Annotated in this window: 19 protein-coding genes; 10 read left to right on the forward strand and 9 right to left on the reverse strand. The window is 61.4% G+C overall.

Annotated elements, in window-relative coordinates:
• The first annotated feature begins 381 nt into the window (after nucleotides 1–381).
• From HBO23_RS03895 to cfaB, 8 genes are all read left to right on the forward strand, one after another.
• On the forward strand, nucleotides 382–2,307 hold the full coding sequence (locus HBO23_RS03895) for a protease modulator HflK (RefSeq protein ID WP_138450388.1): 1,926 nt from the start codon (nucleotides 382–384) through the stop codon (nucleotides 2,305–2,307).
• 9 nt (nucleotides 2,308–2,316) lie between these two features.
• The gene (locus HBO23_RS03900) at nucleotides 2,317–3,312 is read left to right on the forward strand and encodes a protease modulator HflC (protein WP_170037021.1); all 996 of its coding nucleotides are present in this window, start codon (nucleotides 2,317–2,319) and stop codon (nucleotides 3,310–3,312) included.
• Complete coding sequence (locus tag HBO23_RS03905; protein WP_138450390.1) at nucleotides 3,309–4,343, forward strand: protease modulator HflK; 1,035 nt, start codon at nucleotides 3,309–3,311, stop codon at nucleotides 4,341–4,343. Before HBO23_RS03900 ends, HBO23_RS03905 begins: the two co-directional genes overlap by 4 nt.
• Nucleotides 4,340–6,226: a cation-translocating P-type ATPase gene (locus HBO23_RS03910; RefSeq protein WP_058421072.1), complete on the forward strand. Its 1,887-nt coding sequence runs from the start codon at nucleotides 4,340–4,342 to the stop codon at nucleotides 6,224–6,226. The genes HBO23_RS03905 and HBO23_RS03910 overlap by 4 nt, the downstream gene beginning before the upstream one ends.
• A gap of 117 nt (nucleotides 6,227–6,343) precedes the next feature.
• Nucleotides 6,344–6,598 carry a membrane protein gene (locus HBO23_RS03915; protein ID WP_017135097.1) on the forward strand — a complete coding sequence of 85 codons (255 nt, stop codon included), beginning with the start codon at nucleotides 6,344–6,346 and terminating at the stop codon, nucleotides 6,596–6,598.
• A 66-nt stretch (nucleotides 6,599–6,664) separates the two neighbouring features.
• The gene (locus HBO23_RS03920; protein ID WP_017135096.1) at nucleotides 6,665–7,510 is read left to right on the forward strand and encodes a DUF692 domain-containing protein; all 846 of its coding nucleotides are present in this window, start codon (nucleotides 6,665–6,667) and stop codon (nucleotides 7,508–7,510) included.
• On the forward strand, nucleotides 7,501–8,289 hold the full coding sequence (locus tag HBO23_RS03925; RefSeq protein ID WP_170036630.1) for a DNA-binding domain-containing protein: 789 nt from the start codon (nucleotides 7,501–7,503) through the stop codon (nucleotides 8,287–8,289). The genes HBO23_RS03920 and HBO23_RS03925 overlap by 10 nt, the downstream gene beginning before the upstream one ends.
• 87 nt (nucleotides 8,290–8,376) lie before the next feature.
• Nucleotides 8,377–9,561 (forward strand): C17 cyclopropane fatty acid synthase CfaB, encoded by a 1,185-nt coding sequence (gene cfaB, locus HBO23_RS03930; RefSeq protein ID WP_017135094.1) that lies wholly within the window; start codon nucleotides 8,377–8,379, stop codon nucleotides 9,559–9,561.
• 131 nt (nucleotides 9,562–9,692) lie between these two features.
• Here cfaB and cls read toward each other — a convergent pair whose 3' ends face one another.
• Nucleotides 9,693–11,132 (reverse strand): cardiolipin synthase, encoded by a 1,440-nt coding sequence (gene cls, locus HBO23_RS03935; RefSeq protein ID WP_017135753.1) that lies wholly within the window; start codon nucleotides 11,130–11,132, stop codon nucleotides 9,693–9,695.
• Nucleotides 11,133–11,262: 130 nt separating this feature from the next.
• Between cls and HBO23_RS03940 the strand changes: the two genes are divergently transcribed.
• A complete protein-coding gene (locus tag HBO23_RS03940) occupies nucleotides 11,263–11,784 on the forward strand; it encodes a DUF3617 domain-containing protein (protein WP_017135754.1) in 522 nt (173 codons plus the stop codon).
• Between the two features lie 231 nt (nucleotides 11,785–12,015).
• On the opposite strand, the gene HBO23_RS03945 is transcribed toward HBO23_RS03940, so the two are convergent.
• The 7 genes from HBO23_RS03945 to folE2 are packed head-to-tail and all read right to left on the reverse strand — an operon-like array spanning nucleotide 12,016 to nucleotide 17,641.
• Complete coding sequence (locus HBO23_RS03945) at nucleotides 12,016–13,353, reverse strand: dihydroorotase (protein ID WP_170036632.1); 1,338 nt, start codon at nucleotides 13,351–13,353, stop codon at nucleotides 12,016–12,018.
• A 3-nt stretch (nucleotides 13,354–13,356) separates the two neighbouring features.
• Nucleotides 13,357–13,917: a DapH/DapD/GlmU-related protein gene (locus tag HBO23_RS03950; RefSeq protein ID WP_170036634.1), complete on the reverse strand. Its 561-nt coding sequence runs from the start codon at nucleotides 13,915–13,917 to the stop codon at nucleotides 13,357–13,359.
• Complete coding sequence (gene hisI / locus HBO23_RS03955; RefSeq protein ID WP_170036636.1) at nucleotides 13,914–14,327, reverse strand: phosphoribosyl-AMP cyclohydrolase; 414 nt, start codon at nucleotides 14,325–14,327, stop codon at nucleotides 13,914–13,916. Before hisI ends, HBO23_RS03950 begins: the two co-directional genes overlap by 4 nt.
• Nucleotides 14,324–15,202, reverse strand: coding sequence for a metal ABC transporter substrate-binding protein (locus tag HBO23_RS03960; RefSeq protein ID WP_170036638.1), 879 nt, complete (start codon nucleotides 15,200–15,202; stop codon nucleotides 14,324–14,326). Before HBO23_RS03960 ends, hisI begins: the two co-directional genes overlap by 4 nt.
• Before the next feature lie 11 nt (nucleotides 15,203–15,213).
• Nucleotides 15,214–16,080, reverse strand: coding sequence for a metal ABC transporter permease (locus tag HBO23_RS03965; RefSeq protein ID WP_170036640.1), 867 nt, complete (start codon nucleotides 16,078–16,080; stop codon nucleotides 15,214–15,216).
• Complete coding sequence (locus HBO23_RS03970) at nucleotides 16,080–16,748, reverse strand: ATP-binding cassette domain-containing protein (protein WP_170036642.1); 669 nt, start codon at nucleotides 16,746–16,748, stop codon at nucleotides 16,080–16,082. The genes HBO23_RS03965 and HBO23_RS03970 overlap by 1 nt, the downstream gene beginning before the upstream one ends.
• Complete coding sequence (gene folE2, locus HBO23_RS03975) at nucleotides 16,745–17,641, reverse strand: GTP cyclohydrolase FolE2 (RefSeq protein WP_170036644.1); 897 nt, start codon at nucleotides 17,639–17,641, stop codon at nucleotides 16,745–16,747. The genes HBO23_RS03970 and folE2 overlap by 4 nt, the downstream gene beginning before the upstream one ends.
• A gap of 128 nt (nucleotides 17,642–17,769) precedes the next feature.
• Between folE2 and HBO23_RS03980 the strand changes: the two genes are divergently transcribed.
• On the forward strand, nucleotides 17,770–18,981 hold the full coding sequence (locus tag HBO23_RS03980; protein ID WP_099550222.1) for an N-acetylmuramoyl-L-alanine amidase: 1,212 nt from the start codon (nucleotides 17,770–17,772) through the stop codon (nucleotides 18,979–18,981).
• On the opposite strand, the gene HBO23_RS03985 is transcribed toward HBO23_RS03980, so the two are convergent.
• Nucleotides 18,978–19,346 carry a glutamine synthetase gene (locus HBO23_RS03985; RefSeq protein WP_170036646.1) on the reverse strand — a complete coding sequence of 123 codons (369 nt, stop codon included), beginning with the start codon at nucleotides 19,344–19,346 and terminating at the stop codon, nucleotides 18,978–18,980. The two genes, HBO23_RS03980 and HBO23_RS03985, sit on opposite strands and share 4 nt — an antisense overlap.
• Between the last annotated feature and the right edge of the window lie 31 nt (nucleotides 19,347–19,377).

Raw genomic sequence — 19,377 nt, forward strand, 5'->3', positions numbered from 1 at the left:
GGGCATAGGTATCTACACAGCCGGTTGACACGAAATCTGTGGCAGGTGAGCCGTTGTGGCGAGCAGGCTTGCCCTGCGTTGGGCTGCGAAGCGGCCCCAAACCCAGACACTGAGTACTTTCAGGAAAATTGCAGTGCCTTCACTGGGGCTGCTTCGCAGCCCAACGCAGGGCAAGCCTGCTCGCCACAGGAGAAAGTGGCGGCCTTCAAAGTTGTGTAGATACCTATGCTGCGATGGCGGTACATCATTCCAACCATTAAAAACTGGCAGACCTTTATCGAGAGCAAGCCCGCTCCCACAGGGGATTTGCGCTGTTTTCGGACAAAAATTTCACGCTCCGTGTTATATCGTAACCAATTGTGTGTAGCGGACGTTAAGTGGATGCAAGTGGATCTGGAAGCTGACGGCGCTTCGGTTGAAGGCCTTCCGCGTTTTCAACAAGGGTTGTTCCATGCCCGCCGATTGCGCCAGGCGGGCATCAGCCTGACGGCCCTGGCCTTGGCCGGTTGGGTGCTGGCGCTGTTCGTGGCACTGTTTGCGCCGCTGTCGATCTGGCCGGTGGTGTTGATCAATTGCGCGTCGGCCTTGCTGGTGCTGGTGGCCGGGTTGCAGTCGGCGTGGTGGGTGGCGGATTGGCGCGCCCAGGCGCTGGAAACGCCCACGGCTGAACTGATCGAAGCTCCCGACGAAGAGGTTGGCGCGCTTGCACGGGCGATCAATCGGTTTGGCAGCGGTGTGCTGGCACAGATTGGCGCGCCAGTGGTGTGGCTGTGCGGCTGGTCGTTGCTGGCGCTGATCAGCATCATTGAGTTCTGGAACCTGGCCTTGCCCGCTGCCGCGGTGGGGCAATCGGCGAGCATCGGCGCGGCGGTGGCCCTGGCGTTGGCCTTTGGCTTGCTGGTGTTCGAGCGCCGCTTGGCCCAGGAAACCGCCGCGCAATGGCCGGAAGCGTCACAGCTGGCGCAGTTGAGCCGCGTGGCGATTATCAGCCTGGTGGTCAGTGCGATCTGCCTGCTGTTTGCCGGTGCCGAATCCGTGTGGCCGCTGCGTCTGGCTGTGTTGACGGGGCTGTTGCCCGCGCTGGTGGCGCTGGAGTTTCTGCTAAGGGGCGTGCTGTCACTGTTCAGCCCGCGCCAGCCGCGCCTCGAACCGCGCTTGATGGCGCAAAGCTTTATCGCGGGCCTGCTGCGTTGGCCACCCCAACCCTTGCTGGCGTTGCAGCACGAATTGCACAACCGCTTTGGCATCGATCTGCGTCAGATCTGGGCGTTTACCTACATGCGTCGGGCGTTTTTGCCGGTGCTGCTGGTGGTGCTGGCGGTAGGCTGGGCGCTGACCGGCGTGCACGAAGTGCCCCTGCAAGGCCGTGGGATTTATGAGCGCTTCGGCAAACCCGTGCAGGTTTTCGGGCCTGGCTTGCATGCCGGGTTGCCTTGGCCATTGGGGCGCGTGCTGAGCGTGGAAAACGGCGTGGTGCATGAACTGGCGACCAGCGTCAGCGAGGCCGCCGCACCGGAGTTGGCCTCGGCGGAAGGCCCGGCGCCGCTCATCGCCAATCGTTTGTGGGACGCCAGCCATGTGAATGACAAGTCCCAAGTGATCGCCAGCAGCAGCGGCGACAAGCAGAGCTTCCAGATCGTCAATATGGATGTGCGTTTCGTCTACCGCATCGGCCTGACGGACAAGGCCGCGCTGGCCGCCACCTATAACAGCGCGGATATACCGACGCTGATTCGCAGCACCGCCAGCCGCATCCTTGTGCATGACTTTGCTTCGCGTACCCTCGACGAATTGCTCGGTGAGCAACGCACCAGCCTCGCCGATGAAGTGGGTCGCGCCGTGCAGGCAGACCTGCAAAAGCTCGACAGCGGCGTGGAGATTTTGGCCACGGTCGTAGAAGCGATTCACCCACCAGCCGGTGCTGCCAACGCTTATCACGGTGTGCAGGCGGCACAAATTGGCGCCCAGGCGCTGATCTCCCGCGAACGCGGGGCTGCCAGCGAGCAAACCAACCAGGCGTTGTTGCAAGCCAGCACTGCTCGCGATCAGGCGGTGGCCACTGCCCGTGAAGTAAACGCGGGCGCCCAGGCGGCCGACCTGCGTTTTACCGCCGAACAAAAAGCCTACGCCACTGCGGGTCGTGCCTTTGTGCTGGAACAGTACCTGGGCCAACTCAGCCAAGGCCTGGCCCACGCCAAGCTGCTTATTCTGGATCACCGCCTGGGCGCCGATGGCGCGCCGACGATCGATCTGCGTTCTTTTACTTTGCCGGCCGACCCGATGGCGCCGCGTAAAGCCGTTCAATAAGGAGTCTGTCTGTTGAGCGCTCATTCTCACGATCACGGTCATCACCATCATCATGGCCACCACCATCACCATCATGGCGACGAACAGGCTGCTGGCCCATTCCCATGGCGGCGCATGGCCTGGGCGGTATTGCTGGTGTTGTTTGCCGTTGCTGCGGCGAGCCTGGTGCAGGTGCGCTCCGGTGAAGCCACGGTGATTACCCGCTTCGGCAACCCGGCGCGGGTACTGCTGGAGCCGGGCCTGGGCTGGCGCTGGCCGGCGCCGTTCGAAGCGGCGATCCCGGTGGACTTGCGCCTGCGCACCACCTCCAGCGGTTTGCAGGATGTGGGCACCCGCGATGGCCTGCGCATCATCGTGCAGGCCTACGTGGCGTGGCAGGTGCAAGGCGATGCCGACAATGTGCAGCGCTTTATGCGTGCGGTGCAGAACCAGCCTGATGAAGCGGCGCGGCAGATTCGCACCTTCGTCGGCTCGGCGCTGGAAACCACCGCTGCCAGCTTCGACCTGTCCAGCCTGATCAACACCGACGCCAGCCAGGTGCGCATTGCTGATTTTGAAGCACAGCTGCGCCAACAGATTGATCAACAATTGCTCACTACCTATGGCGTGCGCGTGGCGCAAGTGGGTGTCGAGCGCCTGACGTTGCCTTCCGTCACCCTGACCGCCACCGTCGACCGCATGCGTGCCGAGCGCGAAACCATCGCCACTGAACGCACCGCCGTGGGCAAGCGTGAAGCGGCGCAGATTCGCTCCGCTGCCGAGCGTGATGCGCGCATCGTGCAGGCCGATGCCACGGTGAAGGCCGCTGATATCGAAGCCCAGTCGCGGGTTGAGGCAGCGCAGATTTACGGGCGTGCCTATGCAGGCAACCCGCAGCTGTACAACCTGCTGCGTTCGCTCGATACCTTGGGCACGGTGGTCACGCCGGGCACCAAGATCATCCTGCGCACCGATGCTGCGCCGTTCCGTGCACTGGTAGACGGGCCTAAGGACGTTCAGCCATGACCGAGCGTGACGGCCCGGACAGCCCGTGGATCCAGGCCGGGCGTCTGACCTTCCTGGCGTTGTACGCGGTGACGGTATTGGCGGCGTTGGCCTGGGCGTTTTCGAATGTGCGCCAGATCGACCCGCAGAACCGCGCCGTGGTGTTGCACTTCGGCGCGCTTGACCGCATCCAGAACGCCGGGCTTTTGCTTGCGTGGCCGCAGCCCTTCGAGCAAGTGGTGCTGTTGCCGGCGGCGGACCGTGTGATCGAGCGGCGAGTGGAGAACTTGTTGCGCTCCGAGGCGGCGATCCAGGCCGACCGCGTGGCCAGTTTTGCCACGCCCTTGAGTGACGCGCTGGCCGGTTCCGGTTATTTGCTGACGGGCGATGCCGGCGTGGTGCAGTTGGATGTGCGGGTGTTTTATAAGGTCACCGAGCCTTACGCGTTTGTGTTGCAGGGCGAGCACGTGCTGCCGGCCCTGGATCGGCTGGTGACGCGCAGCGCGGTGGCCCTGACCGCCGCGCGCGACCTGGACACGATTCTGGTGGCGCGCCCTGAACTGATCGGCACCGACAACGGTGCCGCCGAGCGCCGTGAGCGGCTGCGCGGTGATCTGGTGCAAGGCATCAATAAACGCCTGGCGCAGCTGGCTTCGACGGGGTTGGGCTTGGGCATCGAAGTCACTCGCGTCGACGTGCAATCAAGTCTGCCAGGCCCGGCCGTCAATGCTTTTAACGCCGTGCTGACGGCCAGCCAGCAGGCCGACAAAGCCGTGGCCAATGCGCGCACCGAAGCGGAAAAGCTCACCCAGACCGCCAACCAGGAAGCCGATCGGCTGGTGCAGGTTGCCCACGCCCAGGCCAGTGAACGCTTGGCCAACGCCCAGGCGCAAACCGCGACCGTCGCCAGCCTGGCTCAAGTCAAAGACCCTGGCTTGTTGCTGCGTCTTTATCGCGAGCGCTTGCCGAAGATTCTGGGCCAGGCAGGTTCTGTGACCACCGTCGACCCTAAAGACGACTCCCGCTTGATCATTCAGGGAGCCGAGCAATGAGCGCACCCATGTTGACCTCCGCCGAGCAGCGCAGCGCTGCCCGGCAATTGACCCTGGCCATGCTGGCTCTGGGTTTACTTGTGCTCGGCCTGGTCTGGCGCTGGCTCGCGCCGGACCAGACGGGCGTCAGCCAATTACTGCTCGGCGTCGCGTCCTTGCTGGTGGCCGTGCCGGTGATGCGCTCGGCCTGGTACAGCCTGCGTTACCCAAGCCTGCATGGCATCACTGACCAATTGATCGCCCTGGCGATGCTCGGTGCCTGGGCCACCGGTGATCTGCTGACCGCCGCGTTGTTGCCGATCATCATGATCTTCGGCCATGTGCTGGAAGAGCGCAGCGTGATCGGCTCTCAGGAAGCGATTCACGCCCTGGGCAAACTGACCCGCAGCCATGCGCGGTTGGTGCAGGCCGATGGCAGCATTATTGAAGTGGATAACGGCACGCTGAACACCGGCGACATTGTCGAAGTGCGCGCCGGTGATCGCGTGCCCGCCGACGGCGTGGTGCTGTCGGGCCAGGCGAGCCTGGACACGGCGCCTATCACCGGTGAGTCGGTGCCGCTGGAAGCGAGCGTCGGTGTGCAGGTGTTTGGCGGTGCGATCAACCTGGATGGGTTGCTGCGCTTGCAGGTGACCCGCACCGGCGATGAATCGACCTTGGGCAAGGTCATCGCCCTGATGCAAAACGCTGAACGCTCCAAGCCACCGATCACGCGGCTGCTGGAGCGTTACGCCGGCAGCTATATGGTGCTGGTATTGCTGCTGGCGGCGGTGACCTGGTTTGTCACCAATGACGCTCAGGCAATGTTGGCGGTGTTGGTGGCGGCGTGCCCGTGTGCCCTGGTGTTGTCGGCGCCGGCCACAGCGATTGCCGGGATTGCGGTGGCGGCGCGCCATGGGATTTTGATTCGCAGCTCGGCGTTTCTGGAGGAGTTGGCGGACCTGACCTCGTTGGTGGTCGACAAGACCGGCACGCTCACCTTCGGCACGCTGCGTTTGCAGTCCATTGAAACCACAGCGCCGGATCGGCAAGTGTTGTTGAATCTTGCCGCCAGCCTGGGTTCGGCCAGCAGTCACCCGGTCAGCCGTGCGCTGGCCGGTTTGGCCACGCAAGAGCAAATGCTGGTGCTGACGGATATTCACGAACGCCAGGGGCTTGGCGTCGTGGCGCAAACCGGGCAGGGCGAGGCGGCGCTGGGGCGACCGGAGTTGTTCGAGCAGTTGGGTATTGTCACGACGACAGTCCCGAACCATGACGGCCCGATTGCCGGGCTGGCCTTGAACGGGCAGTTCCTGGCCTGGCTGTTGCTGGCGGACAGCGTCAAGCCAGAAGCACGCCAGGCGCTGCAAGAGCTGCGCGACCTCGGTTTGGGCCGTCAACTATTGCTGACCGGCGACCGTCAAAGTGTCGCCGACAGCCTGGCGCTCGACGTAGGCATCAGCGACGTCGAAGCGCAGGCTTTGCCGGAGGACAAGCTCAACCGCGTGCTGGGGGAAATTGGCAGCGGTTTCCGGCCGATGGTCGTCGGTGATGGCATTAACGATTCCCTGGCGCTCAAGGCGGGTGTGGTCGGTGTCGCCATGGGCGCCGGCGGGGCGGACATCGCCCTGGCATCGGCGGACGTGGTGTTGATCGGCAGCGATCTGCGTCGCCTTGGCACCTGTGTGCGCTTGAGCCGCCAGTGCCGACATACGTTGCAGGTCAACGTGATCATCGGCCTGGGCTGGACGCTGGCCATCGTGGTGTTTGCTGCTTTTGGCTGGCTGGGCGCAGCAGGCGCAATGATCGCGGCGGTGTTGCATAACCTCAGCACCCTGCTGGTATTGGGTAATGCCGGGCGTTTGCTACGCTTCCAGGAGCCGCTTTTGAAGCTGGATGAATAATTTTCAGAAATATTTGCACACAGCTGTAACGCCAGTGATGGACCTCACTCTAGTGGTATGTCGAGACTGAACAATCCGTTCAGACCGATTCCACTACCGATCATGAGGAATACAAAAATGAACTTTAAATCCGCTGCTGCTGGTGCCGCCCTCGCAATGGCCGCCGCTACCATGTTTGCTGGTGTTGTCACTCAGGCTCAAGCCGCTGACACCGCTGTGCACTGCTACGGCATCAACGCTTGCAAAGGCCAGAACGATTGCAAAACCAAGGACCACGCTTGCAAAGGTCAAGGTTCGTGCAAAGGTCAGGGCTTCAAGGCTATGGCCAGTGCAGACGCTTGCACCAAGGCTGGTGGCAAAGTCGGCGAATAACCGGCAACGGGTGCAACCGCAGCGGACGCCCCCCGCCGCTGCGGGCACTTTGCCCAGGAGTGTGTGATGTCCGCTTCCCTTACAAGTCTGGGTTACGGCCTGGGTTTACGCAGTGAGTACTACCAGCAGATCCTTGAACAGTCGCCGGCCGTGGATTGGTTCGAAGTGATCTCCGAGAATTATCTGGTCCAGGGTGGTAAAGCCTTGTACTACCTGGACGCGATAGCCGAGCGTTATCCCCTGGTGATGCACGGTGTGTCCCTGTCCATCGGTGGGCCGCATGCCCTCGATAGCGATTACCTGAAACAAATCAAACAACTTGCCGAGCGCATTCAGCCCGCGTGGATCTCCGATCACCTGTGCTGGAGCCGCGGCAGTGCCCATCAGTTGCACGATTTGCTGCCGCTGCCTTACACCGAAGAAAGCCTTTACCACGTGGCTGCCCGCGTGCGCCAAGTGCAGGATGTGTTGCAGCGCCCATTGGTACTGGAAAACGTCTCCAGCTATGTGCGCTCCAAGGCCGATGAATTTACCGAGTGGGAATTCCTCAATGCCCTGGCCCATCTGACCGGGTGCCAGCTGCTGCTGGACGTGAACAACGTGTATGTCAGCTCGCGCAACCACGGGTTTGATGCCTGGACCTTTATCCGTAGTTTGCCGCCCGAGAGTATCCGCCAGCTGCATTTGGCCGGGCATATGGACTACGGCGACTATGTGGTCGATACCCATGACCATCCAGTGTGCGACCCGGTTTGGGCGCTTTATCAGCAGACGCTTGAGCATCTGGGGCCGGTGTCGACCTTGCTGGAACGCGATGACCATTTCCCACCGTTCGAAGAACTGCTCACCGAGTTGAGCAAGGCCCGTGAACTGGGCGCGACCGCCTTGGCCCGGAGGTCGTTATGCGCTTGACCGATTGGCAGTTGGCTTTTGAGCAGCACTTGTTATCTGAAGACTCAGCCGCCAACAGTGGCTTCGCCGCGACCTTGCTGGGTGGGCCGACCCTGGATGTGGACACGGGCCTGGCGATTTATCACAACGCCTACCTGTCGCGCTTGCAGGAAGTACTGCGCCATGACTTCGGTGCCATTTGGTATTGGCTCGGCGATGATGAGTTCGCATTACTGACAGAAGCCTATTTGCGCCGTTATCCGTCCGCCCATTACAGCCTGCGTTGGCTGGGTGAACGGTTCCCGGCGTTTATCGTCGAGCACTTGGTGGCTGAGCAGAGCGCGCCACTGGCTGAACTGGGGCGGTTGGAGTGGGCGTTTACCCTGGCGTTTGATGCGCCGCAGGGTGAGCCGCTAAGTCTGGACGCCATGGCGCAACTGGCGCCCGAAGAATGGCCGGCGTTGCAGGTCACTCTGGCACCGTCGGTGCAGCAGATGCTTTGTCACTTCAATACTGTGGCCATTTGGCGGGCGAGCAAGGATGAGTCGCAGTTTCCCGATAGCCACGCGCTGGAGCTGGCGCAGATTTGCCTGGTATGGCGCCATCAGAACGTATGCCATTACCGCAGCCTGGAGCCAGCGGAAGCCAGTGCCTTGGCGGGAATGGTGACCACCGGCTGGAATTTTTCAGAACTGTGCGAAGCGCTGGTAGTCACTTATGCAGAGGGTGCGCCACTGCAGGCGGTGACATGGCTGAAACAGTGGATTCAGGACGGTTTGCTCGAGCGCCGAGCCCCATAGAAGAAGGCTATTAAATCGATAGCCTCCTACTTTGTCTTCTGATGGTCTACCCTCATTCCAGACGTCTGAAACAAGGGGGGACTACTCATGCTCGCGCAACTTCCACCGGCCTTACAGAATCTTCAGCTACCGCTGCGTCTTCGACTCTGGGACGGCCATGAATTCAACTTGGGCCCCGAGCCCAGTGTGACCATCGTGGTGAAGGACCCCACGGTCGTGTCCAAGCTGACCCATCCAACGCTCGATGCTTTGGGCGAAGCCTTTGTCGAGGGCAAGTTGGAACTGGAAGGCTCCATCTCCGAGGTTATCCGGGTATGTGACGAGTTGAGTCACGCCCTGATCGACGACGACGAGGGGAGTCATCCGGTGCGCTCGATCCACGACAAGGCTACAGACGCAGCGGCTATTTCCTACCATTACGACCTGTCCAACGAGTTCTACCAGCTATGGCTGGACCAGGACATGGCGTATTCCTGCGGGTATTTCGAAACCGGCAGCGAATCCATCGACCAGGCCCAACAAGATAAATTTCGCCATCTGTGCCGCAAGTTGCGGCTGCAGCCGGGTGAGTATTTGCTCGATGTAGGCTGTGGCTGGGGCGGCCTGGCGCGGTTTGCGGCGCGCGAGTTCGGAGTCAAAGTGTTTGGCATTACCTTGAGCAAGGAGCAGCTGGCGCTGGCTCGGGAACGGGTTAAGGCTGAAGGGCTGGAAGATCAGGTCGACCTGCAACTGCTCGACTATCGCGACCTGCCGCAAGACGGTCGCTTCGACAAAGTAGTGAGCGTGGGCATGTTCGAGCACGTCGGCCACGCCAACCTGGCGGAGTATTGCAAGACGCTGTTTGGCGCGGTACGCGAAGGCGGCCTGGTGATGAACCACGGCATCACCGCCAAGCACACCGACGGTCGACCTGTGGGGCGTGGCGCCGGGGAGTTTATCGAGCGTTACGTATTCCCTAACGGCGAGCTGCCGCACCTGGCGATGATGACTGCCGAAATCAGCGAAGTCGGGCTGGAGGTGGTCGACGTCGAAAGCCTGCGCCTGCACTACGCGCGCACCCTGGACCACTGGAGCGAGCGCCTGGAAGACAACCTCGAAGCGGCGGCGAAGATGGTGCCGGAGCAGGCATTGCGGATCTGGCGGCTGTACCTGGCCGGTTGCGCGTATGCGTTTGCGCGGGGCTGGATCAATTTGCATCAGATATTGGCGGTGAAGCCTCACGCCGATGGCAGCCATGAACTGCCGTGGACGCGGGAAGATATTTACCGCTGATTCAGACGCACTGAAGATCTAAAACTGTGGGAGCTGGCTTGCCTGCGATGGCGGTGTATCAGGACTGGTTAGTTGCCTGACACACCGCCATCGCAGGCAAGCCAGCTCCAACAGTTGTATGGTGTTGTTGCTTAGAGGATGGGTGAAATAAGCCGCGCCACGCGCATGCCCAGCTGTTGCAGGCGCCGAGTCTCGCGGCTTTCTTCCTGGCTGACTTCATGGGCAAGGGCGAAGTCGTCCAGCAGCATCTGCTCCACTTCGCTGGCAAACGCCTCGTCCACCGTCAGCAACATCACTTCAAAATTCAGCCGGAACGAACGGTTGTCCATGTTCGCACTGCCGATGGCGCTGATTTCGCTGTCCACCAACACGACCTTCTGATGCAAAAAGCCTGGCTTGTAGCGGAACACCCGCACGCCAGCGCGTACCGCTTCGATCGCATAAAGGCTGGACGCGGCGTAGACGATGCGATGGTCGGGGCGCGATGGCAGTAACAGGCGCACGTCGACTCCGCGCAGCACGGCCAGGCGCAAGGCCGAGAACACGGCTTCATCGGGGATGAAATACGGGCTGGTGATCCACACGCGCTCGGTGGCCGCATGAATGGCTTCGACAAAAAACAGCGAACACGTTTCATACGGATCAGCCGGGCCGCTGGCGAGTAATTGGCAGAGCACGCCGTCTTCGGGGTAAGTGTCCGGCAAAATCAGCGGTGGCAATTCGCGCGCCGCCCAGAACCAGTCTTCGGCAAACGACTCCTGCAGGCACGCCACCACTGGGCCGGTGACCTGCACATGGGTGTCGCGCCACGGTGCCAGCGGCGGCTTTTTGCCCAGGTATTCATCGCCGACGTTGTGCCCGCCGACAAAGCCGGTAATGCCGTCCACCACCACGATTTTGCGATGGTTGCGAAAGTTGACCTGGAAACGGTTGAGCCAGCCGCTGCGGGTGGCGAACGCTTTGACTTTGACCCCAGCGTCGCGCAGCGATTGCACATAACGGTGGGGCAGGGCGTGGCTGCCGATGCGGTCGTAGAGCACGTGAATGTCTACACCTTCGGCAGCTTTTTCCTTCAGCAGTGCATGCAGCTGTCTGCCAAGCTCGTCGTCATGAATGATGAAAAACTGGAACAGCACCGCAGTTTTGGCATTGCGAATGGCGTCGAAAATCGCGCTGAAAGTGGCCTCACCATTGATCAGCAAACGCACTTCATTATTGGCCAGGCACGGCATGCGTCCCAGTTTGGGCATGGCGCGCAAGGAACCGTAGGCGCTGGAGTTGCGCGCGGCCAGGGCTTCATCGACCCAGGGGCGCCAGTTCAGCTCGGTGATGGCGGTGTGCATTTCCTGGTTGGCCTGCCGACGTGCCTGGATGTACGCGTCGAAGGTGCTGCGGCCGAAGATCAGGTATGGGATCAGCGTCAGGTAAGGCATGAACATCAGCGACAAGGCCCAGGCGATCGAGCCTTGGGCGGTCCTGACCGTCAGTACCGCGTGGATCGCGGCCAGCGTCCCGAGAAAGTGCAGCGTGGCAATGAAGTAGGCGAGCAGGTGCGGGCCAAAAAAATCCATGAACGACATCACTCCAGGCAATCGAGTGCCTAACAGACCATGTTCCACGGCGAATGTCGCTATTTTATTTGCCGTGCAACACTGGCGGCTTTGCGGCGTCTAACGCCCACAATTACCCAGGAGTTACCCGATGAATGCTCGTCTGCTTGGTTTGGCCATGGTTGTTGGATTGACGCTGCCCGTGGCGGCTCAGGCGCAGATGCTGGCGCCGGGCTTGTGGGAATTGACCACCAGCAATATGAAAGTCGATAACCAGGATTTGCCGGACCTGTCGCTGATCCTCGGTCAGCTCAAGCAACAGATGACCCCGGAGCAGCGTGCGATGCTGGAAAAACAGGGCATCACCATGGCCGGTAAAGGCGTGCAGGTATGCCTGACGCCTGCCCAGGTCGCCTCGGATTCGATCCCGCTGACCGACCCGCAATCGGGCTGCAAACAGGAAGTGACCGACAAGACCGGCAACCAATGGAAATTCCGTTTCAGTTGCCCGAAAGCCCAAGGCACTGGCGTTGCAACCTTCCAGAGCCAGCAGGAATTCACTACCAAGGTAAACGGTACTTTCAATGCCACCGGCGTCCAGCAGAAGGGCAGTCTGGACACCCACGCCCAGTGGCTGGGCAACGATTGCGGTACGGTAAAACCCCGCGCTTAAGCTGTGGGAGTTGGCTTGATCGCAGCACAGGTGCACAACTATTGAAGGTTGCCACCTTCTCTGTGGCGAGGGAGCTTGCTCCCGCTGGGCCGCGAAGAGGCCCCTGCTCTTTGCTTTAAAAGCATGGGACTGCTGCGCAGTCCAACGGGAGCAAGCTCCCTCGCCACAGGTTACTTTTTACCCTTCAGCCTTCTTGACTGAATGGTATTAGGGCAAGCCCGCTGGCGTCGGTCAGCGCAGAAAATGCAAGGGCAAGCCCTGGCAGCTGTCGACCACCTGGCCGTTGTGCCACGCCAGGTGGCCGGACACCAGTGTGGTGCTCACGCTGTGGCGAAAGCTGCGTTCGGCGAAGGGTGTCCAGCCACAGCGGGCGAGGATCGGCTGGCTGCTCACCGGTTTGCCTTCGGGCTCGGGTTTGATCAGCACCAGGTCGGCCCAATAGCCTTCACGCAAGTAACCACGGTCCGGGATGGCGAATAAATCGGCCACCCGGTGACTGGTTTTTGCCACCAGCGTGGCCAGGGGTAAATGCCCGTCGATGACCAATTCCAATAACGCCGGCAACGCGTGCTGCACCAGCGGCAACCCGGACGGCGCTTCACGATAGCCCAACTGTTTTTGCGCCCAGGTATGCGGCGCATGGTCAGTGCCAATCACATCCAGACGATCACTCAACAAGGCCAGGCGCAACGCGTCGCGGTCGGCGCGGGTCTTGATCGCCGGGTTGCATTTAATCTGGTGGCCGAGGCGATGGTAGTCGCGGTCATCGAACAGCAGGTGGTGCAGGCAGACTTCGGCAGTGATGCGCTTTTCGGCCAAGGGTTTGTCTTCGAACAATGCCAGTTCGCGGGCACTGGTCAGGTGCAGCACATGCAGGCGCGTGCCATGGCGCTTGGCCAATTCCACGGCAAAAGACGACGAGCGATAACAGGCTTCGGCATCGCGGATCAGCGGGTGGGCGACCGCAGGGATGTGCTCGCCGAAACGCTCGCGCAGGCGTTGCTCATTGGCCAGGATGCTCGGCGTGTGTTCGCAGTGGGCGAGCAGGATGGTCGGCACTTGCGCAAACAGCCGCTCCAGAATCCGTGGGTCGTCCACCAGCATATTGCCGGTGGAGGCGCCCATGAACACTTTGACCCCGGCCACTTCACGCGGGTCGAGGGCGGCAACCACGTCGAGGTTGTCGTTGCTCACGCCGAAGTGAAAGCCGTAGTTGGCCACCGAGTGCAACGCGGCGCGGCGCTTTTTATCGGCCAGTGCTTCCAGGTTCAGCGTGGCCGGGCTGGTGTTGGGCATGTCCATGAAACTGGTGATGCCACCGGCCACTGCTGCGCGGGATTCGCTGTAGAAGCTGCCTTTGTCCGGCGCGCCAGGTTCGCGAAAGTGTACCTGGTCGTCGATCATGCCCGGCAGCAGCCATTGGCCTTGGGCGTCGATTTCCACTGGCTCGTTGTAGCCTTCAAGGCTGCCGGCGATCTTTTCGATGCGGCCGTTGGCGACCAGCACATCGGCGTCGAATTCCTGGCCTTCATTGACCAGGCGGGCGTTGCGGATCAGCAGGCGGCTCATGGCTCAGAACTCGTTTTGCAGGGCTTTGTAACCACGCACAAGGTCGACGTTGGTACGCGCGACGTCTTCGGAAAACTCCGAGGCGCTGACACTCACCGGCGGGAATTGCGACAGGTCGGTATTGGGGCCGATGCGGGTGGTGGAGGGCACGTAGAAGGCGGCGGGCAAGTCGCGGCCGTCGACCACCGAGTTGTGGCGCACCACGCAGCCGTCGCCGACGGCGCAGTTGAACAGCACGCTGTTAAAACCGATGAAAACGCGGTCGCCGACGGTGCAGGGGCCGTGGACGATGGAGCGATGCGCAATAGACGTAAACTCGCCAATCGTCACCGCCGCGCCGGACTTGGAGTGGATCACCACACCGTCCTGAATGTTGGAGTTGGCGCCGATGGTGATCGGGTCCATTTTGCCGGTGGCGTCGACTTCGTCGGCGCGGATCACGGCGTAGGGGCCGACGAACACGTTCTCGCCAATGATGACCTTGCCGCAGATGATCGCGGTCTTGTCGACGTAGGCCGACTCGGCAATCACCGGCAGATCGCCGGAAGGGTTCTTGCGGATCATGCAACAGGCTCCGTGATGATGTGGACGTGGTTGCCATCGATGGCGTTGTAGAAGCAAGTCGGCCGCCCGGTGTGGCAGGCCGGGCCTTGTTGGTCGACGATCAACAGCACGGCATCGCCATCACAATCCAGGCGTGCCTCAATCAACTGTTGCCAATGGCCAGAGCTTTCGCCTTTGCGCCACAGTTGCTGGCGCGAGCGTGACCAGTAGCAGACGTGCCCGCTGGCCAGGGTTTCGCTGAGGGCCTGGCGATTCATCCAGGCCAGCATCAGCACCTCGCCGCTGCCGTGTTGCTGGGCGATGGCTGCAATCAGGCCATCGCTGTTCCACGGCAGGGCGTCGAGCACGGGTTCGAGTGGAAAGCGGCTGCCAAGGGCAGCCTCTTCCAGGTCGAGCATGCTCAGTGTCATGGCTTGCTCAGGGCGGCGCACAAGGTGTTGAGGTTGTACTCAAACAGACCGGTAAAGGTGCTGGCCGGGCCTTCGGCGGCGAGGGCGTCGGAGTACAGCGTGCCGCCGATCTGCGCGCCGCTTTCGTCAGCGATCTGCTTGAGCAGGCGCGAGTCCTTGATGTTTTCCATGAACACGGCTTTGACCTTGTCCTTGCGGATCTGGGTGATCAGCGCAGCGACTTCGGCAGCCGAAGGTTCGCGTTCGGTTGACAGCCCTTGCGGTGCAAGGAACTGGATGCCGTAGGCCTGGCCCAGGTAACCAAAGGCATCATGGGAGGTGACGATGCGACGGTTACCGGCTGGCAGCGCGCCGAACTTGGTCTTGGCTTCGGCCAGCAAACGGTAGATTTCTTTCAGGTAGGTCTGGCTGTTACGCAGATAGTCAGCCTTGTTGGCCGGGTCGGCCGCCACCAGTGCCTTGGTGATGTTGTTCACATAGATTTCGGCGTTGGCCAGGTTGTGCCAGGCGTGCGGGTCCGGGATGGTTTCGCCGTCTTCTTCCATGGTGTGGGAGATCACGCCCTTGCTGGCGGTGACCACCGTGGCTTTGGTTTCGGTGCTGGTGACCAGGCGGTCCAACCAGGGCTCGAAGCCCAGGCCGTTTTTGATGATGACCTTGGCCTTGAGCAGCGCCTTGGCATCGTCCGGCGTCGGCTCATAGGTGTGGGCGTCGGAGTCCGGGCCGACCATGTTGCTGATCTGGATGTGGTCGCCACCGATCTGGTGGGTGATGTCATCGAGAATACTGAAGCTGGTGACCACTTCGAGTTTGTCGGCGGCCTGGGCCATCGACAAGGGCAGCAGAAGACTGAACAGCACGAGTAAAGCGCGCATCGGGAAACACCTCATTGGGATGTAAGAGAGGGCGGGCGGCGCAGCAAGCCGTGCACCGGGCCGAAAACCACGGACAGCAGATACCCGCCGCCAGCCACCAGCACGATGGCCGGGCCGCTGGGCAGTGAGTAGTAGAACGACAGCAGCAAACCAAACCACACCGACAGGCATCCCAGCACCGCCGATACCGCAATCAACACCGGCAGGCGCCGGCTCCAGAAGCGTGAAGCAATCGCCGGCAACATCATCAACCCCACCACCATCAACGCGCCGATGGCCTGGAAGCCGATCACCAGGTTCAGCACCACCAGGGTCAGGAATAACCCGTGGGCGAGTGGGCCGAGGCGGCTGACGGTTTGCAGGAACAGCGGGTCAAGGGTGTCCAGCAGCAGCGGTTTGTAGATCAGGCCCATGGCGATCAGGCTGAAACCCGAGACCCAGAGCATGCCGGTGAGGGTGGTTTCATCCACCGCCAGGGCGGAGCCAAATAGCAGGTGCAAGAGGTCCAGGCGCTTGCCGGCGATGCCCAGGATCAGCACACCCGCGGCGAGCGAAATGGGGTAGATGGCCGCGAGGCTGGCGTCTTCGCGCAGGCCGGTGCGGCGGGTGATCCACGCCGACAATCCGGCCATGCTCAGCCCAGCGCCGAGGCCGCCGATGGTCAGTGCAGGCAGGCTGATGCCGGCGAACCAGAAGCCGAGTGCGGCGCCGGGCAGGATGCCGTGGGCAACGGCGTCACCGATCAGGCTCATGCGCCGCAGAATCAAAAACACGCCCAACGGCGCGGTGCTGCACGCAAGCACCAGCCCGCCGATGAGGGCGCGGCGCATGAAAACGAAATCTTGAAACGGCATCCACAATTGGGCGGCGAAGTGCATCAGGCCACCTGCATTTGAGGTTGCGGGCGGATCAGTTCTTTACTGGGGCCAAATACGCAGCCAGAGCTTTTGATTTGCACTACTTGCTGAGTGTGGTGGCGCACGGAGGCGAGGTCGTGGCACACGATCACCACCGTGCGGCCTTCATCGTGCCAGGCGTGTACATGTTTCCAACACAGCGCCTGGCCTTCTTCGTCGAGGGCGGCGTGAGGTTCATCGAGTAGCAGCACCGGCGCTTCAGCCAGGCTCATGCGTGCCAGCAGCGCGCGTTGCAGTTCGCCGCCAGACAAAGCCATCAACGGTCGATGCTCCAGGCCGCTGAGGCACCAGTCTTCCAACACGGCTTGCAGGCGCTGGCTGCGTTGTTCCGGGGTGAGTTTGGTGCCCCAGAATCCGGCAGCCACCAACTCTTGCAGGCTGATCGGAAACTGCCGGTCCAGGTGTTGCTGCTGCGGCAGGAACGACAAGCCGCCACGGCGTGGAACATCCACGCAGACGTTGCCCGCCAACGGCTTTTGCAACCCAGCGATGACTTTGAGCAGGCTGCTCTTGCCCGTGCCGTTGGCGCCAATGATGCCGGTGAGGCTGCCTTTTTCCAGGCACAAATCCAGCGCAGGGGTGAGCGGTTGCCCGGGTGCGCCCCAGCGCAAAGCGTTGCAGGTGATCATGCAGAGTCTCTCGTCCAGCGGCTTTCAGCCACGGCATCGTGCGCGTGCAGGCTTTCGGCGTGGATCACTTTCAGGTGGAAGGCTTTGACGGCATCCGAGCGTTTCAAGGCGAGGTTCAGGCGGCGGGCGGCGTCTTCGCAGAACATCAGGTTCTGCCCATTGGCCAAGGCGAAGGCTTGTTCGTCCGCACGTTTTACTGCGGTTTGCACGGCGGTACCGAGGGCGGCTTCGACTGTGTCGATCAGGTCTGTTAGCGGCAGCGTGTTCTGGCTGGCGTCCAGTTGGATCGACAGTTGGGCGCTGCTGCGCTGGCTGTGAGGTGTGGCGACGATGCCGTTGGCGCTGCCGAGCCAGGTCAATACGTCTTCGTGCTGCAACGGCGTGTTGCCGAAGTCTTGGAGAAATTGCTGCTGAATCAACTGCCTGGCGAGCGCAGCTGAGCAAGGGCAGGTTGAGGAATAAGTAACGTCAATTTTTAGTTCCACGTGGAACATCTGGTTTTCCAGACGCGCTTCGATGCACACCGGGTAGCCTTTCCAACCGGCCAGCGGGCTGACCAAGGCCGGGCGTTTGAGTAACAAATCCGTGTGAATACGCAAGTAGGCGTTCTTAGATAATCCTTCATGACTCTCGAGAAAACGCTGCAGTACATTACGCAGAAGTGCAGGTGTAAGAAGCTGCTGGTCGAGCATTTCCAAAGCCAGGTACAGGCGCGACATATGAATGCCACGGGCCTCGCCATCGTCCAGGCTTACGCCAGCATCGGCGGTGGCAGCCAGGCGTTGGCCGTCGATGAGGATTGGCAGGGCGATGCCGCACATGCCCACCCAGTCGAGTGGCAAGGCTTGCCGTGATGCCTGCGCGGCGATATCCGGCAGAGTCAGCGCGTTCATGAGCAGGTCCATCGTTGGAAATAAAAAGACATGTTATATTATAACTATTAAGTCGACGATGATTTTTCTGTTCCAGTCTTTCTTCAGTCATGTCGAGCAGGGACGCTCCTTTATTTGCGGTGTTTTTCATGCACAGACGTCAGCTTCTCAATCTGCTGCTGGTCAGCCCTCTGTTCACCTTTCCATTGGGGGCGTTCGCCACACAGATTCGTAATGCGCGCTTGTGGCGCTCCGACGACAAACTGCGGCTGGTGTTCGACCTCAGCGGCCCGGTGCAATACAAGACCTTCTCCCTGACGTCGCCGGAGCGCGTGATCATCGACCTGAGCGGCGCCGGGCTCAGTGGTGATTTTTCGCAGTTGGCGCTGAAGGACAGTGGGATTACTTCGATTCGTTCGGGGCATTTCGGCAAGAGCGATACGCGCATCGTGCTGGACCTGGCCTCGCCGATGCAGCTCAACAGCTTTTTATTGCCGCCACAGGATGGTCAAGGCCATCGCCTGGTACTCGACCTGACCAACGCCACCCACGCGCCGCGCCAGATTGCTGCGCAGCCGGCGCCGCTGGTGGCTCCAGTAGATAAAGCGCACCCCAAGCGCGACATCATCGTGGTGGTCGACCCTGGCCACGGCGGCAAAGACCCTGGCGCCATCGGCTCCAAGGGTCAGCGCGAAAAGGATGTGGTGCTGTCCATCGCCCAACTGCTGGCCAAACGCTTGAAGCGCGAGAAGGGCTTTGACGTGAAGCTGGTGCGCAACGACGACTTCTTCGTGCCGCTGCGCAAGCGCGTGGACATCGCCCGTCAGCACAAGGCCGATATGTTTATCTCGGTGCATGCCGACGCCGCGCCACGCCTCACTGCCTCCGGGGCTTCGGTGTATGCGTTGTCCGAAGGCGGTGCCACCTCCGCCACCGCGCGCTTCATGGCGCAGCGCGAAAACGGCGCCGACCTGTTGGGCGCCACGACATTGCTCAACCTCAAGGACAAGGATCCGATGCTCGCCGGGGTAATTCTCGATATGTCGATGAACGCCACCATCGCCTCCAGCCTGCAACTGGGCAGCTCGGTGTTGGGCAGCCTGCAAAGCATCACCACGTTGCACCAGAAGCGCGTGGAGCAAGCCGGGTTTGCGGTGCTCAAATCACCTGACGTGCCGTCGATCCTGGTGGAAACCGGGTTTATCTCCAACACTCGGGACGCCCAGCGGCTGGTGACGGCGCGTCATCAACAAGCCGTGGCGGATGGCCTGTTCGACGGCCTGAAAAAATACTTCGAGAAGAACCCGCCGATGAACAGCTACATGGCCTGGGTTCAGGAACAGAAGAGCGGCCAGGTCTAACAGCCGGCTATACGGCTGCACGTGAACTTGGCGCTGGCGCCACCCGAACTGGAAAACCGGTTGATGGTGGTCCAGCCCACGCGGCGCGTGTAGCCGACCCACGCCTCACCATCGGACGCCAACCCGGTAAAGAATGTCAGCTGCCCATAGCGGCTACTGGTTTGTGCCCAATAGCGTTTGCCGATCACTTCAAAACCGCGCAAATACGTGGTGCTGCCAACCGTCGCCACGCTGTAGGCATTGCCCAGCGGGTCTACGCAGGCCAGCAAATTAGCGCTGCGCGTGCAGCTCGCCAGCAGGCTCGGCGTTTGCGCGCAGGCAGATCCTGCCACGCCCAATAACAGGGCATACACCAGGTATTTCATAGTGCCTCTCGGGCAAGAAAGTGTTCCAGCA

The sequence above is a fragment of the Pseudomonas sp. WS 5532 genome (assembly GCF_012985445.1).
Classification (GTDB): Bacteria; Pseudomonadota; Gammaproteobacteria; order Pseudomonadales; family Pseudomonadaceae; genus Aquipseudomonas; species Aquipseudomonas edaphica.